The sequence below is a fragment of the Nocardioides koreensis genome, assembly GCF_039531775.1.
Classification (GTDB): domain Bacteria; phylum Actinomycetota; class Actinomycetes; order Propionibacteriales; family Nocardioidaceae; genus Nocardioides; species Nocardioides koreensis.
Map to the genome: position 1 here is coordinate 118,508 of NZ_BAAAQR010000008.1, position 16,467 is coordinate 134,974.

Annotated in this window: 13 protein-coding genes; 12 read left to right on the plus strand and 1 reads right to left on the minus strand. The window is 70.5% G+C overall.

Translation table 11 applies throughout. The features are described 5' to 3' along the window. Positions 1–11: 11 nt before the first annotated feature. From ABD268_RS14075 to ABD268_RS14130, 12 genes are all read left to right on the plus strand, one after another. Entirely contained in the window at positions 12–1,340 is a 1,329-nt protein-coding gene (locus tag ABD268_RS14075; RefSeq protein ID WP_344153222.1) for an NADH-quinone oxidoreductase subunit D, read from the plus strand. Between the two features lie 67 nt (positions 1,341–1,407). Beyond that, the gene (gene nuoE, locus ABD268_RS14080; RefSeq protein ID WP_425573728.1) at positions 1,408–2,211 is read left to right on the plus strand and encodes an NADH-quinone oxidoreductase subunit NuoE; all 804 of its coding nucleotides are present in this window, start codon (positions 1,408–1,410) and stop codon (positions 2,209–2,211) included. Beyond that, positions 2,208–3,530, plus strand: coding sequence for an NADH-quinone oxidoreductase subunit NuoF (nuoF, locus tag ABD268_RS14085; RefSeq protein WP_344153225.1), 1,323 nt, complete (start codon positions 2,208–2,210; stop codon positions 3,528–3,530). The genes nuoE and nuoF overlap by 4 nt, the downstream gene beginning before the upstream one ends. Positions 3,531–3,597: 67 nt before the next feature. After that, positions 3,598–6,048, plus strand: coding sequence for an NADH-quinone oxidoreductase subunit G (locus ABD268_RS14090; RefSeq protein ID WP_344153228.1), 2,451 nt, complete (start codon positions 3,598–3,600; stop codon positions 6,046–6,048). Positions 6,049–6,113: 65 nt separating this feature from the next. Beyond that, on the plus strand, positions 6,114–7,409 hold the full coding sequence (nuoH, locus tag ABD268_RS14095) for an NADH-quinone oxidoreductase subunit NuoH (protein ID WP_344153453.1): 1,296 nt from the start codon (positions 6,114–6,116) through the stop codon (positions 7,407–7,409). Beyond that, positions 7,409–7,978, plus strand: coding sequence for an NADH-quinone oxidoreductase subunit NuoI (gene nuoI, locus ABD268_RS14100; protein ID WP_344153231.1), 570 nt, complete (start codon positions 7,409–7,411; stop codon positions 7,976–7,978). The genes nuoH and nuoI overlap by 1 nt, the downstream gene beginning before the upstream one ends. 26 nt (positions 7,979–8,004) lie before the next feature. Further along, positions 8,005–8,781, plus strand: coding sequence for an NADH-quinone oxidoreductase subunit J (locus ABD268_RS14105; RefSeq protein WP_425573732.1), 777 nt, complete (start codon positions 8,005–8,007; stop codon positions 8,779–8,781). Beyond that, positions 8,778–9,077, plus strand: a complete 300-nt coding sequence (gene nuoK, locus ABD268_RS14110) for an NADH-quinone oxidoreductase subunit NuoK (protein ID WP_180935411.1) — start codon at positions 8,778–8,780, stop codon at positions 9,075–9,077. The genes ABD268_RS14105 and nuoK overlap by 4 nt, the downstream gene beginning before the upstream one ends. A 16-nt stretch (positions 9,078–9,093) precedes the next feature. Next, positions 9,094–11,040, plus strand: coding sequence for an NADH-quinone oxidoreductase subunit L (nuoL, locus tag ABD268_RS14115; protein WP_344153238.1), 1,947 nt, complete (start codon positions 9,094–9,096; stop codon positions 11,038–11,040). After that, positions 11,037–12,578 (plus strand): NADH-quinone oxidoreductase subunit M, encoded by a 1,542-nt coding sequence (locus ABD268_RS14120; protein ID WP_344153241.1) that lies wholly within the window; start codon positions 11,037–11,039, stop codon positions 12,576–12,578. Before nuoL ends, ABD268_RS14120 begins: the two co-directional genes overlap by 4 nt. An 11-nt stretch (positions 12,579–12,589) precedes the next feature. Then, positions 12,590–14,227, plus strand: coding sequence for an NADH-quinone oxidoreductase subunit NuoN (nuoN, locus tag ABD268_RS14125; protein ID WP_344153456.1), 1,638 nt, complete (start codon positions 12,590–12,592; stop codon positions 14,225–14,227). Between the two features lie 74 nt (positions 14,228–14,301). Continuing rightward, positions 14,302–15,234, plus strand: a complete 933-nt coding sequence (locus ABD268_RS14130; RefSeq protein ID WP_344153459.1) for a polyprenyl synthetase family protein — start codon at positions 14,302–14,304, stop codon at positions 15,232–15,234. 231 nt (positions 15,235–15,465) lie between these two features. Here ABD268_RS14130 and rarD read toward each other — a convergent pair whose 3' ends face one another. After that, positions 15,466–16,374, minus strand: a complete 909-nt coding sequence (rarD, locus tag ABD268_RS14135; protein ID WP_344153244.1) for an EamA family transporter RarD — start codon at positions 16,372–16,374, stop codon at positions 15,466–15,468. Positions 16,375–16,467: the final 93 nt, after the last annotated feature.

A 16,467-nucleotide genomic window follows, 5' to 3' on the forward strand; every position in this document is an offset into this window, starting at 1 on the left:
GAGCCGGTGACATGTACGCCGGCACCGACGAGACCACCGAGGGCCGGGTCTTCACCGTCACCGGCCAGGACTGGGACTCGATCGCCGAGGGGCTGGCCGACGCGGGCGACGCCGACGAGCGCGTCGTGGTCAACATGGGTCCGCAGCACCCGTCGACGCACGGCGTGCTCCGGCTGATCCTCGAGCTCGAGGGCGAGACGGTCACCGAGGCCCGCTGCGGCATCGGCTACCTGCACACGGGCATCGAGAAGAACATGGAGTTCCGCTCCTGGACGCAGGGCGTCACGTTCTGCACCCGGATGGACTACCTGAGCCCCTTCTACAACGAGATGACCTACGTGCTCGGGGCCGAGCGGCTGCTCGACATCGAGGACGACATCCCGGAGAAGGCCCAGGTCATGCGGGTCCTGCTCATGGAGCTGAACCGGATCTCCTCCCACCTGGTCTGCATCGCCACCGGTGGCATGGAGATCGGCGCGCTGACCGTGATGACGATCGGCTTCCGCGAGCGCGAGCTGGTGCTCGACCTGTTCGAGCTGATCACCGGCCTGCGGATGAACCACGCGTTCATCCGCCCCGGCGGCGTCGCCCAGGACCTCCCGCCCGGCGCGCTGGACGAGATCCGGGACTTCATCGCGCTGATGAAGAAGCGCCTGCCCGAGTACGCCGCGCTGTGCAACGCCAACCCGATCTTCAAGGCCCGCCTGGAGAACGTCGGGCACCTCGACCTGGCCGGGTGCCTGGCGCTCGGCCTCACCGGGCCGGTGCTCCGCAGCACCGGCTACCCGTGGGACCTGCGCAAGACCCAGCCCTACAGCGGCTACGAGGACTACGACTTCGAGGTCCAGACCTGGGACACCAGCGACTCCTACGGCCGCTTCCGGATCCGTCTCGCCGAGATGTGGGAGTCGCTCAAGATCGTCGAGCAGGCCGCCGACCGGCTGGCCCGGCTCGAGGGCGCCCCGGTCATGGTCGCCGACAAGAAGATCGCCTGGCCCAGCCAGCTCGCGGTCGGCAGCGACGGCATGGGCAACAGCCTCGACCACATCCGCCACATCATGGGTGAGTCCATGGAGGCCCTGATCCACCACTTCAAGCTGGTCACCGAGGGCTTCCGGGTGCCGCCCGGCCAGGCGTACGTCCCGGTCGAGTCCCCACGCGGCGAGCTGGGCGCCCACGTCGTCTCCGACGGCGGCACCCGCCCGTTCCGGGCGCACTTCCGCGACCCGTCGTTCACGAACCTGCAGGCGACGAGCGTGATGAGCGAGGGCGGCATGGTCGCCGACGTCATCGTCGCGATCGCCTCGATCGACCCGGTGATGGGGGGAGTCGACCGATGAACCACCCCACGAACTCGCTCCCTCCACTCGCTTCGCTCCCTCCGCTCACGACTCCGAGGGGACCCCGATGACTCAGACCAGCGGCCTCGACGCCACGACGTTCGACGAGCTGCGGCAGATCGCCGCCCGCTACCCCGAGGCGCGCTCCGGCCTGCTGCCGATGCTGCACCTCGTGCAGTCCGCCGAGGGCCGGATCACCCCCGAGGGGATCGAGGCCTGCGCCGAGGTCCTCGGCATCTCCGCGGCCGAGGTCAGCGGCGTGGCGACGTTCTACACGATGTACAAGCGCAAGCCCGTCGGCGACTACCACGTCGGCGTCTGCACCAACACGCTGTGCGCGGTGATGGGCGGCGACGCGATCTTCGAGCGGCTCAAGGACCACCTCGACGTCGGCAACGACGAGACCACCGCCGACGGCAAGATCACCCTCGAGCACATCGAGTGCAACGCGGCCTGCGACTACGCACCGGTGATGACGGTCAACTGGGAGTTCATGGACGACATGACCCCGCAGTCGGCCACCCAGCTGGTCGACGACCTGCGCTCCGGCGTCGAGGTGTCCTCCACGCGCGGTGCCCGCCTCTGCACCTGGCGCGAGGCCGAGCGGGTGCTCGCCGGCTTCCCCGACGACCGTGCCGACGAGGGCCCCTCCGCGGGCCCCGCCTCGCTGGTCGGCCTGGACATCGCGCGCGAGAACGGCTGGACCGCGCCCGAGGTCGAGGGCCGCGCGGCCGTCGCCGGCACCGGCTCCCGCAAGAGCGCGGCCGAGTCCGCCGACACCTCGCGGGCCGAGACCGAGACCAGGGTCGACGAGTCGCCTGCTGACGCCAAGCACCTCGACAACCCGGCGAAGGGGGACGACGCCCGATGAGTGACGCAGGGACGGACATGCTGACCCCGGTCCTCACCGACAACTGGGGCGAGGACCGGAGCTGGACGCTGGAGGCCTACGAGGCGCGCGGCGGCTACCGCGCGCTGGACAAGGCCTTCGGCATGGAGCCGGCCGCGGTGATCGAGGAGGTCAAGGACTCCGGGCTGCGGGGTCGTGGCGGCGCCGGCTTCCCCACCGGCATGAAGTGGGGCTTCATCCCGCAGGACAACCCGAAGCCGAAGTACCTCGTGGTCAACGCCGACGAGTCGGAGCCGGGCACCTGCAAGGACGTCCCGCTGATGATGGCGAGCCCGCACACGCTGATCGAGGGCGTGATCATCAGCTCCTACGCCATCCGCGCCAACCGGGCCTTCATCTACGTCCGCGGCGAGGTGCTCCACGTCGTACGCCGCCTCCAGCGCGCCGTGCAGGAGGCCTACCTGGCCGGCCACCTCGGCAAGGACATCCACGGCTCGGGCTACGACCTCGAGCTGGTCGTCCACGCCGGCGCCGGCGCCTACATCTGTGGCGAGGAGACCGCGCTGCTCGACTCGCTCGAGGGGCGGCGTGGCCAACCCCGGCTGCGCCCGCCGTTCCCGGCCGTGGCCGGCCTCTACGCCAGCCCGACGGTCATCAACAACGTCGAGTCGATCGCCTCGGTGCCCAGCATCATCGCCAACGGCCACGGCTGGTTCGCCTCGATGGGGACCGAGAAGTCCAAGGGCTTCGGCATCTTCTCGCTCTCCGGCCACGTCACCCGGCCCGGCCAGTACGAAGCCCCGCTGGGGATCACGCTGCGCCAGCTGATCGACCTCGCCGGCGGCATGCGCGAGGGCCACGAGCTGAAGTTCTGGACCCCCGGCGGCTCCAGCACCCCGATGCTCACTGCCGAGCACCTCGACGTCCCCCTCGACTTCGAGGGCGTCGGCGCGGCCGGCTCGATGCTCGGCACCCGGGCCCTGCAGATCTTCGACGAGACCACCTGCGTCGTGCGCGCGGTGCTGCGCTGGACGGAGTTCTACAAGCACGAGTCCTGCGGCAAGTGCACGCCGTGCCGCGAGGGCACCTGGTGGCTGGTGCAGGTGCTGGCCGCGCTGGAGAAGGGGCAGGGCAGCGAGGCCGACCTCGACCTCCTGCTCGACCAGTGCGACAACATCCTGGGCCGCTCGTTCTGCGCGCTCGCCGACGGAGCGGTCAGCCCGATCACCAGCTCGATCAAGTTCTTCCGTGACGAGTACGTCGCGCACCTCACCCACGGCGGGTGCCCCTTCGACCCCGCCGCCTCGACCGTCTTCGCGACCTCGGGAGCAACCGCATGAGCACCCCACGAAGTTCTTCACTTCCCCCGCTTCGCTCCTCCATCGAACAACTTCGCGAGGACCCCGCATGACGACCACGCCGGAGAAGGCCGGGGCGAGCACCCCGGTCTCCGAGGACCTCGTCACCCTCACCATCGACGGGGTCCGGGTCAGCGTCCCCCAGGACACCCTGGTGATCCGGGCCGCCGAGCAGGTCGGCGTCCAGATCCCGCGGTTCTGCGACCACCCGCTGCTGGCCCCGGTGGGCGCCTGCCGCCAGTGCCTGGTCGACGTGCCCGACGCCGGCAACGGCCGCGGCTTCCCCAAGCCGCAGGCCTCGTGCACCATCACGGTCGCCGAGGGCATGGTCGTCAACACCCAGGCCACCAGCCCGGTCGCCGACAAGGCGCAGCAGGGGATCATGGAGTTCCTGCTGATCAACCACCCGCTGGACTGCCCGGTCTGCGACAAGGGCGGGGAGTGCCCGCTGCAGAACCAGGCCATGTCCAACGGTCGCGGCGAGTCCCGCTTCGAGGGCGTCAAGCGCACCTACCCCAAGCCGATCAACATCTCGGCGCAGGTGCTGCTCGACCGGGAGCGGTGCGTGCTCTGCGCCCGCTGCACCCGCTTCTCCGAGCAGATCGCCGGCGACCCGTTCATCGCGCTGATCGAGCGCGGCGCCCTGCAGCAGGTCGGTATCTACGAGAAGGAGCCGTTCGAGTCCTACTTCTCGGGCAACACGATCCAGATCTGCCCGGTGGGTGCGCTGACCAGCGCCGAGTACCGCTTCCGCTCCCGCCCGTTCGACCTCGTCTCGACGCCCTCGGTCGCCGAGCACGACGCGTGCGGCTCGGCGATCCGGGTCGACCACCGGCGCGGCAAGGTCATGCGCCGCCTCGCCGGCAACGACCCCGAGGTCAACGAGGAGTGGATCACCGACAAGGACCGGTTCGCGTTCACCTACGCCAACCAGCCCGACCGGCTGGCCTACCCGCAGGTCCGCGACGCTCTGCCAGATGGGGGGCGGGGCTCGCTGCGCCCCGCGTCGTGGCCCGAGGCGTTCGCGGTCGCGGCCCGTGGCCTGCGTGCCGCGGGCGCCGCCGGCGTGCTCACCGGCGGCCGGGTGACGCTGGAGGACGCCTACGCCTACAGCAAGTTCGCCCGCGTCGCGCTCGGCACCAACGACGTCGACTTCCGGTCTCGCCCGCTGTCGGCGGAGGAGGCCGCGTTCCTCGCCGCCGAGGTCGTGCTGTCCGCGCCGGTGACCTACGGCGACCTCGAGACCGCCACCACGGTGGTGCTGGCCGGGCTCGAGCCCGAGGACGAGGCCGGGGCGATCTTCCTGAGGCTGCGCAAGGCCGCCCAGCACCACCGCACCCGGGTCGTGTCGATCGCGCCGTACGCCTCGCGCGGCCTGTCCAAGATGAACGGCCAGCTCGTCGCGACCGCGCCGGGCGACGAGGCCACCGCGCTCGAGGCGCTCGGCACGCACAGCGACTTCGGGCTCGACGCCACCGGCGTGATCCTGGTGGGCGAGCGGCTCGCCACCTCGCCCGGCGCCCTGGGCGCCGCGGCCCAGCTGGCCCGGACCACCGGCGCCCGGCTCGCCTGGGTGCCCCGCCGCGCGGGCGACCGCGGCGCGGTCGAGATGGGCTGCCTGCCCAACCTGCTGCCCGGCGGCCGCCCGGTCACCGACCCCGCGGCCCGCGTCGACGTCGCCGCGGACTGGGGCGTCGACGGGCTGCCCGAGGCCCCCGGGCGCGACGCCGACGGGATCGTGGCGGCGCTGCGGTCCGGCGAGCTCGGCGGCCTGGTCATCGGGGGCGTCGACCCCGACGACACCAGCGACCCGGCGGCCACCCGCGCCGCGATCGACGCGGCGTCGTTCGTGGTGGCGCTGGAGCTGCGCGAGACCGAGGTGACCCGCGCGGCCGACGTGGTCTTCCCGGTCGCGCCCGCCGTCGACAAGGCCGGCACCTTCGTCACCTGGGAGGGGCGCCACCGCGCCTTCGACGCGGTCCTCGACAACCCACGCTCGCTGCCCGACCTCCGCGTGCTCGCCGGCATCGCCGAGGAGCTCGCCGAGCTCGGCCAGGGGAGCCCGCTCGGCTTCCGCACGGTGGCCGAGGTCCGCGCCCAGATCGACGAGATCGGTCCGTGGGACGGCGACCGGGCCACGTCCGCCGAGGCACCCCGGACCGCCCAGCCGGCCGAGGCCCCAGCCGGAGCGCTCAGGCTGGCCACCTGGAAGCAGATGATCGACAACGGGTCGATGCAGGACGGCGACCCGGCCCTGCGTGCCACGGCGCGCAAGCCGGTCGCCCGCGTCAGCCCCGTGACGTACGCCGCGCTGCCCGAGTCGGTCCGCGACGAAGGTGTCCTCGTCGGCGACCGCGGCGAGATGTCGCTGCCGGTCGTGCCCACCGAGGGCATGGTCGACGACGTTGTCTGGGTGCCTGCCGGCTCGGTCCGCCACGGCGTCCTCGCCGACCTCGCCTCACCCGGTAGCACCGTCACGCTGAAGGGAGCCGCCCAGTGATGCCAACAGTGATCTCGACAAGCTCGATCACCGAGGGCCTGGGATCGATCAGCGGCATCGTCCCGATGGTCGAGTACCCCACCGTCGAGGACTTCGGCCACGACCCGTGGTGGATCATCGTGATCAAGGTCGTGACGATCTTCCTGGTGCTGGTGCTGCTGACCCTGTTCAACATCTGGTGGGAGCGCCGGGTGGTCGCCCGGATGCAGCACCGGATCGGCCCCAACGTGAACGGGCCCTTCGGGCTGCTGCAGTCGCTGGCCGACGGCGTGAAGCTGGCGCTGAAGGAGGACATCATCCCGAAGGCGGCCGACAAGGCGGTCTTCCTGATCGCCCCCGTCCTGGCAGTCATCCCGGCCTTCGTGACCTTCAGCGTCATCCCGTTCGGTCCGGAGGTGAGCATGTTCGGCCACGAGACTCCGCTGCAGCTCACCGACATGCCCGTCGCGGTGCTGTTCGTGATCGCGATCGCCTCGATCGGGATCTACGGCATCGTGCTCGGCGGCTGGTCCAGCGGCTCGACGTACTCCCTGCTCGGCGGCCTGCGCTCGAGCGCGCAGATGATCTCCTACGAGGTCGCGATGGGCCTGGCCCTGGTCGCGGTCTTCCTGTACGCCGGTTCGATGTCGACCTCGGAGATCGTGGAGGCGCAGAAGGACTTCTGGTACGCCCTGATCCTGGTGCCGTCGTTCGTGATCTACGCGATCTCGATGGTGGGGGAGACCAACCGGGCGCCGTTCGACCTCCCCGAGGCCGAGGGCGAGCTGGTCGGCGGCTTCCACACGGAGTACTCCTCGCTGAAGTTCGCGCTGTTCTTCCTCGCCGAGTACATCAACATGGCGACCGTCTCCGCGCTGGCGACCACGCTGTTCCTCGGCGGCTGGGCCGCGCCCTGGGGCATCGAGAAGATCAACGACGGGATGTTCAACGAGGGCTACTGGCCGCTGCTGTGGTTCTTCGGCAAGGTGCTGTTCTTCATCTTCATCTTCATCTGGCTGCGCGGCTCGCTGCCGCGTTTGCGCTACGACCAGTTCATGGCGTTCGGCTGGAAGCGGCTGATCCCGATCTCGCTGGTGTGGATCGTGGCCGTCGCGACGATCCGGTCGATCTCGCTCGAGGGCGGCCTGAACCGGCAGTACCTCCTGATCGGGATCGGCGTCCTCGCCGTGCTGTTCCTCGCGCTGTTCTTCATCGGCGAGCAGGAGGAGGAGCCCGAGCCGGCCTCGGCGGAGCCGGTCGACGCCCACGCCGGCGGCTTCCCCGTGCCGCCGATGCCCGCCGGGGGACCGGTGCGCGGTGCCGCGCAGCCGCTGTCCTTCCCGGCCCGTTCCACCGTCGCCGCCTCTGGTGAGGAGATCTGATGTCCAGCTCGGAGTCGCAGTCCCCCGGCCTCAAGGAGCAGTTCTGGGACCCGATCGCGGGATTCGGGGTCACCTTCAGGACGATGTTCAAGAAGGTCGTCACCGAGCAGTACCCCTTCGAGAAGATGCCCACCGCTCCGCGGTTCCACGGCCGGCACCAGCTCAACCGGTGGCCGGACGGGCTGGAGAAGTGCATCGGCTGCGAGCTGTGTGCCTGGGCCTGCCCGGCCGACGCGATCTACGTCGAGGGCGCCTCGAACACCGATGAGGAGCGCTTCAGCCCCGGCGAGCGGTACGGCCGCGTCTACCAGATCAACTACCTGCGCTGCATCCTGTGCGGGCTGTGCATCGAGGCCTGCCCGACCCGCGCGCTGACGATGACCAACGAGTACGAGCTGGCCGACGACAATCGCGCCGACCTGATCTACGAGAAGTCCGACCTGCTCGCGCCGCTGCTGCCGGGCATGGAGCAGCCGCCGCACCCGATGCGGCTCGGCGACGACGAGGGCGACTACTACCGCGGTGCGTACGCCGCGCCCGCGCCCGCACCCGCAGGGGAGAAGAAGTGACCGCCTTCTGGATCCTCGCGCCGATCATGGTGATCGCCGCCCTGGGCATCCTGTTCGTCCGCAAGGCCGTGCACGCGGCGCTGCTGCTGGCCGTGGTGATGATCAGCCTGGCCGTGCTGTACGCCGTGCTCGAGGCGCCGTTCCTCTTCGCGGTGCAGATCATCGTCTACACCGGCGCGATCCTGATGCTGTTCCTGTTCGTGCTGATGCTGGTCGGCGTCGACGCCTCGGACTCGGTGGTCGAGACGATCCGCGGCCAGCGGGCGCTGGCGATCGTGGGCGGCCTGCTGCTCGGCCTGGTCCTGGTGCTCGGGGTCGGCCAGATCTCGCTGGGCACCGGCGTCGGCCTCGGTGGCGCCAACGGCGAGGGCAACATCCAGGGCCTCGCGAACATCCTGTTCTCCCGCTACGTCTTCGCCTTCGAGACCACCAGCGCGCTGCTCATCACCGCCGCCATGGGCGCCATGGTGCTGGCGCACCGCGAGCGGCTCACGCCGAAGCCGACCCAGGCCGCCCTGGCCGCGCAGCGGATGCGCGACTACGCCGACAAGGGCACGCACCCCGGACCGCTGCCGCCCCCGGGCGTGTTCGCCCGGCACAACGCGGTGGACACCCCGGCCCTGCTGCCCGACGGCACCGCGTCGGAGGCGTCGGTCTCCCGCGTGCTCGCCGCGCGCGGCACGGTCCGCTCGGCCCCCGCGCTCGCCGACGACATCGAGGAGCTGCAGCGCCAGATAGGTGACGCCCCCCATGCGGGCCGCACCAGCCCGGCCGCGACCGGCAGCGAGGAGGAGCAGCGATGAGCGTCACGCCATACATCGTGCTGTCGTCGATCCTGTTCACCATCGGCTGCGTGGGGGTGCTGACCCGGCGCAACGCCATCGTGGTGTTCATGTGCGTGGAGCTGATGCTCAACGCCTCCAACCTCGCGCTCGTCGCCTTCGCGCGCCAGCACGGCAACCTCGACGGCCAGATCGCGGCCTTCTTCGTGATGGTCGTCGCCGCCGCCGAGGTGGTCGTCGGGCTCGCGATCATCATGACCATCTTCCGGACCCGTCGCTCGGCCTCGGTCGACGACGCGAGCCTGCTGAAGTACTGAGAGCGAGAGGCGCTTGATGACTGCCCACATGCTGGCGCTCCAAGAGGCTGCCCACAGCATCCCCGTGGTGGACCCCACGTCCGCGAGCGGTGTCTTCTCGCTGCTCTGGCTGGTGATCGCGCTGCCGCTCGCCGGCGCCGCGGTGCTGCTGCTCGGTGGCCGCGCCACCGACCGGTGGGGACACCTGCTCGGCACCGCGCTGCCGATCGGCTCGTTCGTGCTGAGCCTGGTGATGTTCCTCCAGCTGCTGGGTCGTGACTCCGCGGACCGCCAGGTCTCGCAGCACGTCTACCAGTGGATGCAGGTCGGCCACCTCGACGTCGGGATGGACCTGCTCTACGACCCGCTCTCGGCGCTGTTCCTGCTGCTGATCACCGGCGTCGGCTCGCTGATCCACGTCTACTCGATCGGCTACATGGAGCACGACCCGCGCCGGCGTCGCTTCTTCGGCTACCTCAACCTGTTCGTGGCCGCGATGCTGATGCTGGTCATGTCCGAGAACTACCTCGGCCTCTTCCTCGGCTGGGAGGGCGTCGGCCTCGCGTCGTACCTGCTGATCGGCTTCTGGCAGCACAAGCCCTCGGCGGCCGCCGCGGCGAAGAAGGCCTTCGTCATCAACCGGGTCGGCGACATCGGCATGTCCCTGGCGATCATGCTGTTCTTCGTCACCTTCGGCTCGACCAGCTTCACGGTGATCAGCGCCAACGCGGACGGTGCGTCGGAGGCGACCCTGACCGTGCTGGGGCTGCTGCTCCTGCTCGGCGCCTGCGGCAAGTCGGCCCAGGTCCCGCTGCAGGCCTGGCTGCTCGACGCGATGGAGGGCCCGACCCCGGTCTCGGCCCTGATCCACGCGGCGACGATGGTGACCGCGGGCGTCTACCTGATCGTCCGGTCCAACTTCATCTTCGACCTCGCGCCGAACGCGCAGACGGCCGTGGTGGTCGTCGCCGTGGTCACGCTGCTGTGGGGCGCGATCATCGGGTGCGCCAAGGACGACATCAAGAAGGTCCTGGCCGGCTCCACGATGAGCCAGATCGGCTACATGATGCTCGGCGCCGGGCTCGGCGTCGCCGGCTACGCGTTCGCGATCTTCCACCTGCTGACCCACGGCTTCTTCAAGGCCAACATGTTCCTCGGTGCCGGCTCGGTCATGCACGGGATGGACGACGACGTGGACATGCGCCACTACGGCCTGCTGCACAAGGCCATGCCCGTCACGTTCCTGACGTTCACGATGGGCTACCTCGCGATCATCGGCTTCCCGGGCTTCTCCGGGTTCTGGTCCAAGGACAAGATCATCGAGACGGCGCTGGCGGACAACTGGCTGGTCGGGCTGTGTGCGCTGCTCGGTGCGGGCGTCACCGGCTTCTACATGACCCGCCTGATGCTGCTCACCTTCTTCACCGACAAGCGGTGGGAGAAGGGGGTCCACCCGCACGAGTCGCCCAAGATCATGACGATCCCGCTGATCGTGCTGGCCGCGCTGTCCGTGCTCGGTGGCGTGATGCTGCTCAACGACTGGATCGTGGACTTCCTCGCCCCGGTGGTCGGCACCCCCGTCCACGAGGACCCGCCGCTGCCGGCCCTCGCGATCACGGCGATCGCGGTCGCGGTGGTGGCCGTCGGGGTGGCCCTGGCGTGGTTCCTCGTCGGCAAGCGCGACGTACCGCGCACCGCGCCGCAGGACGTTTCGTTCGTCACCCGGGCGGCACGCAACGACCTCTACGGCGACGCCATCAACGACGGCCTCGTCGTCGACCCGGGCCGGCACCTGGTCGGCGGGCTGCTCGCCGTCGACCGCTACGGCGTCGACGGGGCCCTCACCGGTGGTCCGGTGGCGATCGGAGCCGTCGCCGGACAGCTGCGCCGCGTCCAGAACGGCTTCGTCCGGTCCTATGCCCTCTCCCTGCTCGGCGGCGTCCTGCTCGTCGTCCTGGCCCTCCTGGCGGTGAACCTCGCATGAACCAGTTCCCCTGGCTCACGGTCCTGGCGCTGGTGCCGCTCGTCGGCGCCGCGGCGGTGGCGTTCGTGCCCAAGGCGCGCGGAGCGGCGCTGCCCAAGCAGCTCGCCCTGGCCGTCTCGGTGGTCACGCTTGCCGTGGCGGTCGCGATCGCCGCGCAGTACGACACCGGCGGCGGCATGCAGCTGACCGAGGACCACGACTGGATCAGCGCGTTCGGGGTGCACTACGCCCTCGGCGTCGACGGGCTGGGCCTGCTGCTGATCCTGCTCACGGTCGTGCTGGTGCCGGTCGTCATCGTCGGCTCGTGGCACGACGCCGACGACCGCAACCCAGCCGCGTTCTTCGGCTGGGCGCTGGCGCTGGAGTCGTTCTCGCTGATGGTCTTCTCGGCCACCGACGTCTTCCTGTTCTACGTGTTCTTCGAGGCCACGCTGATCCCGGCGTACTTCCTCATCGGCGGCTTCGGCCGCGCGGGCCGCGCGATGGCGGCGCTGAAGTTCCTGATGTACCAGCTCGGCGGCGGCCTGATCATGCTCGCCTCGGTGATCGGCCTGTACGTCGTGTCCGCCCAGGAGGGGACCCCGTCGTACCTCCTCTCGGACCTCTCCCAGCTGGACATGGGCACCAGCGCCGAGCGCTGGCTGTTCGCCGGCTTCTTCATCGCCTTCGCGGTGAAGGCGCCGCTGTTCCCGCTGCACACCTGGCTCGCCGACACCACCGAGCGGGCCACGCCCGGCACCAGCGTGCTGCTGGTCTGCGTGCTGGACAAGATCGGCACCTTCGGCATGCTCCGGTTCTGCCTCGGGCTGTTCCCGAACGCCTCGCAGTGGGCGACCCCCGTGGTGGTCACGCTGGCGCTGATCTCGATCGTGTACGGCGCGCTCATCGCCATCGGCCAGGACGACATCCTGCGCCTGATCGGCCTGACGTCGCTGAGCCACTTCGGCTTCATCACGCTCGGCATCTTCGCGTTCAGCTCGCAGGGCGCCTCCGGGTCGATCCTCTACATGGTCAACCACGGCATCGGCACCGCCGCGCTGTTCCTGCTCGCCGGCTACCTGATCAAGCGGCGCGGGACCTCGCTGATCAGCGGGATCACCGGGGTCGAGAAGTCCGCACCGGTGCTGGCCGGGCTGTTCCTGGTCGCCGGCCTGGCGACCCTCGGCCTGCCGGGACTGAGCCAGTTCGTCTCCGAGATCCTCGTGCTGATCTCGGCGTTCGACTACCACTGGTGGGTCGGGACGGTCGCCGTCAGCGGCATCGTGCTGGCCGCGGTCTACGTGCTGTGGATGTACCAGCGCACCATGACCGGCCCGGGCGTGCCCGGTGTCGCCGACACCCCGGACCTCAACCGGCGCGAGGTCGGCGCGATCGCGCCGCTGGTGCTCGGGCTGGTGCTGTTCGGCTTCTACCCGATGCCCCTGCTCGACGTCAGCAACCCCACCGTCGACGCCCTGCTCCAGCACGTCGGGGTGAGCGACCAAGCACCCGTCGTACCTGCCGCGGGTGACGACTCGGCTGAGGAAGGCCAGCAGTGAACGTCTCTGTCATGGGGGCACTTATCGGTGCCGTGACCGACCCGACAGCGGGCTTCGACAAGCCCCACATCGAGTACGGCGACCTCTCGCCGATGCTCATAGTCTTCGGCGTCGCCTGCGCCGGGGTGCTCGTCGAGGCGTTCCTGCCCCGGGAGCGGCGCTACGTGGTGCAGACGATCCTGACCGTCGCCGGTCTCGTGGCCGCCCTGGTCGCCACCTGCCTGGTCGCGGCGGACCAGACCTCGCTCGGCGGGGGCGTCGCGCGGGGCCTGATCGCCGCCGAGGGCACCATCGTCGTCGACGGCCCCACCGTGTTCTTCTGGGGGCTGATCCTGGTCTTCGCGGTCGGCGGGGTGCTGCTGTTCGCCGAGCGCCGGCTGGAGGGCGGCCTCTCCGCCTTCGCCGGCCAGGCCGCGGCGCTGCCGGGCTCCGAGGCCGAGCGCCAGGCGTACGCCAAGGGCCTGGACCACACCGAGGTCTACCCGCTGCTGCTGTTCGCGGTCGGCGGGATGATGCTCTTCCCGGCCGCCAACGACCTGCTGACGATGTTCGTGGCCCTCGAGGTGCTCTCGCTGCCGCTGTACATGCTCTGCGGCCTGGCCCGCCGGCGCCGCCTGCTCAGCCAGGAGGCGGCGATGAAGTACTTCCTCCTCGGCGCGTTCTCCTCGGGCTTCTTCCTCTACGGCGTCGCGCTCGTCTACGGCTTCGCGGGCTCGATGCAGCTCTCGGAGATCAACGAGGCGGTGCGCAACGACGCCGGCAACCGCACCCTGCTGCTCATCGGCCTGGGCATGCTCGCGGTCGGCCTGCTGTTCAAGGTCGGCGCCGCCCCCTTCCAGGCGTGGACCCCCGACGTCTACCAGGGCGCCCCCACCGCGGTCACCGCGTTCATGGCGGCCTGCACCAAGATCGCCGCCTTCGGCGCGATGCTGCGGCTGCTCTACGTCGCGTTCGGGTCCGACCGCTGGACCTGGCAGCCGATGCTGTGGGTGGTCGCGGTGCTGACGATGGTGGTCGGCGCGGTGCTCGCCGTCGTGCAGACCGACGTGAAGCGGATGCTGGCGTACTCCTCGGTGGCCCACACCGGCTTCCTGCTCACCGGCGTGCTGGGTGTGCAGAGTGCCTCGGAGATGACCTCGGGCGAGGTGACGTCGCTGCAGGCGGTGCTGTTCTACCTCACGACGTACGGCTTCGCGATGATCGGCGCCTTCGCGGTCGTCACCCTGGTCCGCGACTCCGGCGGTGAGGCGACCCAGTTCGCCCGCTGGGCCGGGATCGGGCGACGGTCACCGCTGATGGGCGCGTTGTTCGCGTTCTTCCTGCTCTCGATGGCGGGCATCCCGCTGACGGCCGGCTTCATCGGCAAGTGGGCCGTCTTCACGGTGGCGCTCGCGGCGGGCGCCTGGCCGGTCGTGATCGCCGCCGTCCTGTGCAGCATCGTGGCCGTCTTCTTCTATGTCCGGGTCATCGTGCTGATGTTCTTCGTGGACGGTGACGGGGTCGCCGGCGGCGAGGTCGCCGCGGTCACGAGGCCCTCGCTGCTGACCAGCGGGACCATCGGCGTGGGGGTCCTTGCGACCCTCGTCCTGGGTGTCGTGCCCGGCCCGGTTCTCACCCTCGCCGCACATGCGGGACAATTCGTCAGGTGACGACAGGATCTGCCGCCGCCGGACTGGCGCTACCCGTAGCGGACGACGCTCTGGCCGGACGGCTGCGCGACCGCATGAGCGTGGTCGAGAACGCCCTGCAGGAGCACGTGCGCAGCCGCGCGGGCTTCGTGACCCAGGCCGCCAGCCACCTGATGGAGGCCGGCGGGAAGCGGTTCCGGCCGCTGCTGGTGCTGCTCGCCGCGGAGACCGGTGACCGTGCCGACTCCGACGAGGTCGTCACCGCCGCCTGCGTCGTCGAGCTCACCCACCTCGCCTCGCTCTACCACGACGACGTGATGGACGAGGCCGAGCTGCGCCGGGGTGCGGTCTCCGCGAACGCCCGCTGGGACAACCTGGTCGCGATCCTCACCGGCGACTTCCTGTTCTCGAAGTCCTCGGAGCTGACCGCCGAGCTCGGGGCCGACGCGGTGCGGATCCAGGCCCGGACCTTCACCCGGCTGGTCGAGGGCCAGATCCTCGAGACCGTGAAGCCGGGCCCCGATGAGGACCCGCTGGCCCACTACCTCGAGGTGGTCGCCGGCAAGACCGGCTCGCTGATCGCCACCTCCGCGCGCTACGGCGCCCGCTTCGGCGGCGCCAGCCGGGAGGTGGAGGAGGCGCTCGCGTCGTACGGCGAGGTCGTCGGCTGCGCCTTCCAGCTCTCCGACGACATCCTCGACATCGCCTCGGAGTCGGGGGAGTCCGGCAAGACGCCCGGGACCGACCTGCGCGAGGGGGTGCCGACCCTGCCCGTGCTGATGGCGCGCGCGTCCACGGACCCCGAGGACGCCCGGCTGCTGGAGCTGCTGGAGTCCGACCTCACCAACGACGGCCTGCATGCCGAGACGCTGGACCTGCTGCGCAAGCACCCGGCCATGGACGAGGCCCGCGCCTACGTCGTGGCCCGGGCGCAGGAGGCCAAGGCCCTGCTCTCCGTGCTGCCCGCGGGCCCGGTCCGCGGGGCCCTCGAGGCCTTCGCCGACATCGTGGCCATCCGCTCCACCTGACCGAGCCCACGCCGACCCGGCGCAGTTTGACCCCGAGAGCAAGCCGAGTCGGCGCAGTTTGAGAGCAGGTCGAGTCGGCGCAGTTTGACGCCGCGCGACCGGGTGCCCGGGTGCAACTGCGCCGACTCGACCGGGTGCCCGGGTGCAACTGCGCCGACTCGACCGGGTGCCCGGGTGCAACTGCGCCGACTCGACCGGTTGCCGGGGTACAACTGCGCCGACTCGGCGGGGTCAGACGGCGCTGGCCTCCACGGTCAGCCGCAGCTGACGGCGCCGGTGGGTCACGGCCTCGACGGTGAAGAGCGCCAGGGCCATCCACACCAGGCCGAAGCCGATCCACCGGCCCGCGGGCATGTCCTCGTGGAACCACAGCACGCCCAGGGCGAACTGGAAGATCGGCGCGAGGTACTGGAGCAGCCCCAGCGTCACCATCGGCACCCGGATCGCGGCGCCGCCGAAGCAGATCAGCGGGATCGCGGTGACGATGCCGGTGGTGACGAACAGGAGGGTGTGGCCCGGCCCGTGCGCGGCGAAGCTGGACTGCCCGGTCACCGCGAGCCACCCGACGTACACCGCGGCGACGGGAGCGATGACCGAGGTCTCCACGACCAGGCTGTCGATCGCGCCGACGTTGGCGGTCTTCTTGGCCAGCCCGTAGCTGCCGAAGGAGAAGGCCAGGATCAGCGCGACCCAGGGCAGCCGGCCGTAGTCCAGGGTCAGCACGCCCACCGCGGCGGCAGCGACGGCCATCGCGACCCACTGCAGCGGGCGGAGCCGCTCCCGCAGGATGAAGACCCCCATCAGCACCGTGACCAGCGGGTTGATGAAGTAGCCCAGCGACGTCTCGACGACGCGACCGTTGTTGACGCCCCAGATGTAGGTCGCCCAGTTCACGGTGACCACGACCGCGGCGAGGGACAGCAGGGTGAGGGTTCGGCGGTCGGCGAACAGGGCCCGGACCCGGGCGCCGCGGCGCAGCGCCACGGCGATGACGCCCATGGTGACCAGGGACCAGAGGATCCGGTGCGCGAGGATCTCGACGGCGCCGGCCGGCTCGAGGAGCGGCCAGTAGAGGGGGAAGGCGCCCCACATCGAGTACGCCGCGACTCCCAGCAGAAAGCCACGTCGGGAGTCCGTCACCGGCCAAGCATAGGCAGCGCCGTACGCCGGGCCGCCGCGGCCCGGCGGTACGCAAGTTTTGGATGGGACGGGAGTGGGGAGGGTCACGGTGCA

What these genes read in the sequence shown, in the direction of transcription:
- ABD268_RS14075 (WP_344153222.1), top strand. Translation starts at nt 12, where the DNA reads ATGTACGCCGGCACCGACGAGACCACCGAGGGCCGGGTCTTCACCGTC.
- nuoE (WP_425573728.1), top strand. Translation starts at nt 1,408, where the DNA reads ATGACTCAGACCAGCGGCCTCGACGCCACGACGTTCGACGAGCTGCGG.
- nuoF (WP_344153225.1), top strand. Translation starts at nt 2,208, where the DNA reads ATGAGTGACGCAGGGACGGACATGCTGACCCCGGTCCTCACCGACAAC.
- ABD268_RS14090 (WP_344153228.1), top strand. Translation starts at nt 3,598, where the DNA reads ATGACGACCACGCCGGAGAAGGCCGGGGCGAGCACCCCGGTCTCCGAG.
- nuoH (WP_344153453.1), top strand. Translation starts at nt 6,114, where the DNA reads ATGGTCGAGTACCCCACCGTCGAGGACTTCGGCCACGACCCGTGGTGG.
- nuoI (WP_344153231.1), top strand. Translation starts at nt 7,409, where the DNA reads ATGTCCAGCTCGGAGTCGCAGTCCCCCGGCCTCAAGGAGCAGTTCTGG.
- ABD268_RS14105 (WP_425573732.1), top strand. Translation starts at nt 8,005, where the DNA reads ATGGTGATCGCCGCCCTGGGCATCCTGTTCGTCCGCAAGGCCGTGCAC.
- nuoK (WP_180935411.1), top strand. Translation starts at nt 8,778, where the DNA reads ATGAGCGTCACGCCATACATCGTGCTGTCGTCGATCCTGTTCACCATC.
- nuoL (WP_344153238.1), top strand. Translation starts at nt 9,094, where the DNA reads ATGACTGCCCACATGCTGGCGCTCCAAGAGGCTGCCCACAGCATCCCC.
- ABD268_RS14120 (WP_344153241.1), top strand. Translation starts at nt 11,037, where the DNA reads ATGAACCAGTTCCCCTGGCTCACGGTCCTGGCGCTGGTGCCGCTCGTC.
- nuoN (WP_344153456.1), top strand. Translation starts at nt 12,590, where the DNA reads ATGGGGGCACTTATCGGTGCCGTGACCGACCCGACAGCGGGCTTCGAC.
- ABD268_RS14130 (WP_344153459.1), top strand. Translation starts at nt 14,302, where the DNA reads ATGAGCGTGGTCGAGAACGCCCTGCAGGAGCACGTGCGCAGCCGCGCG.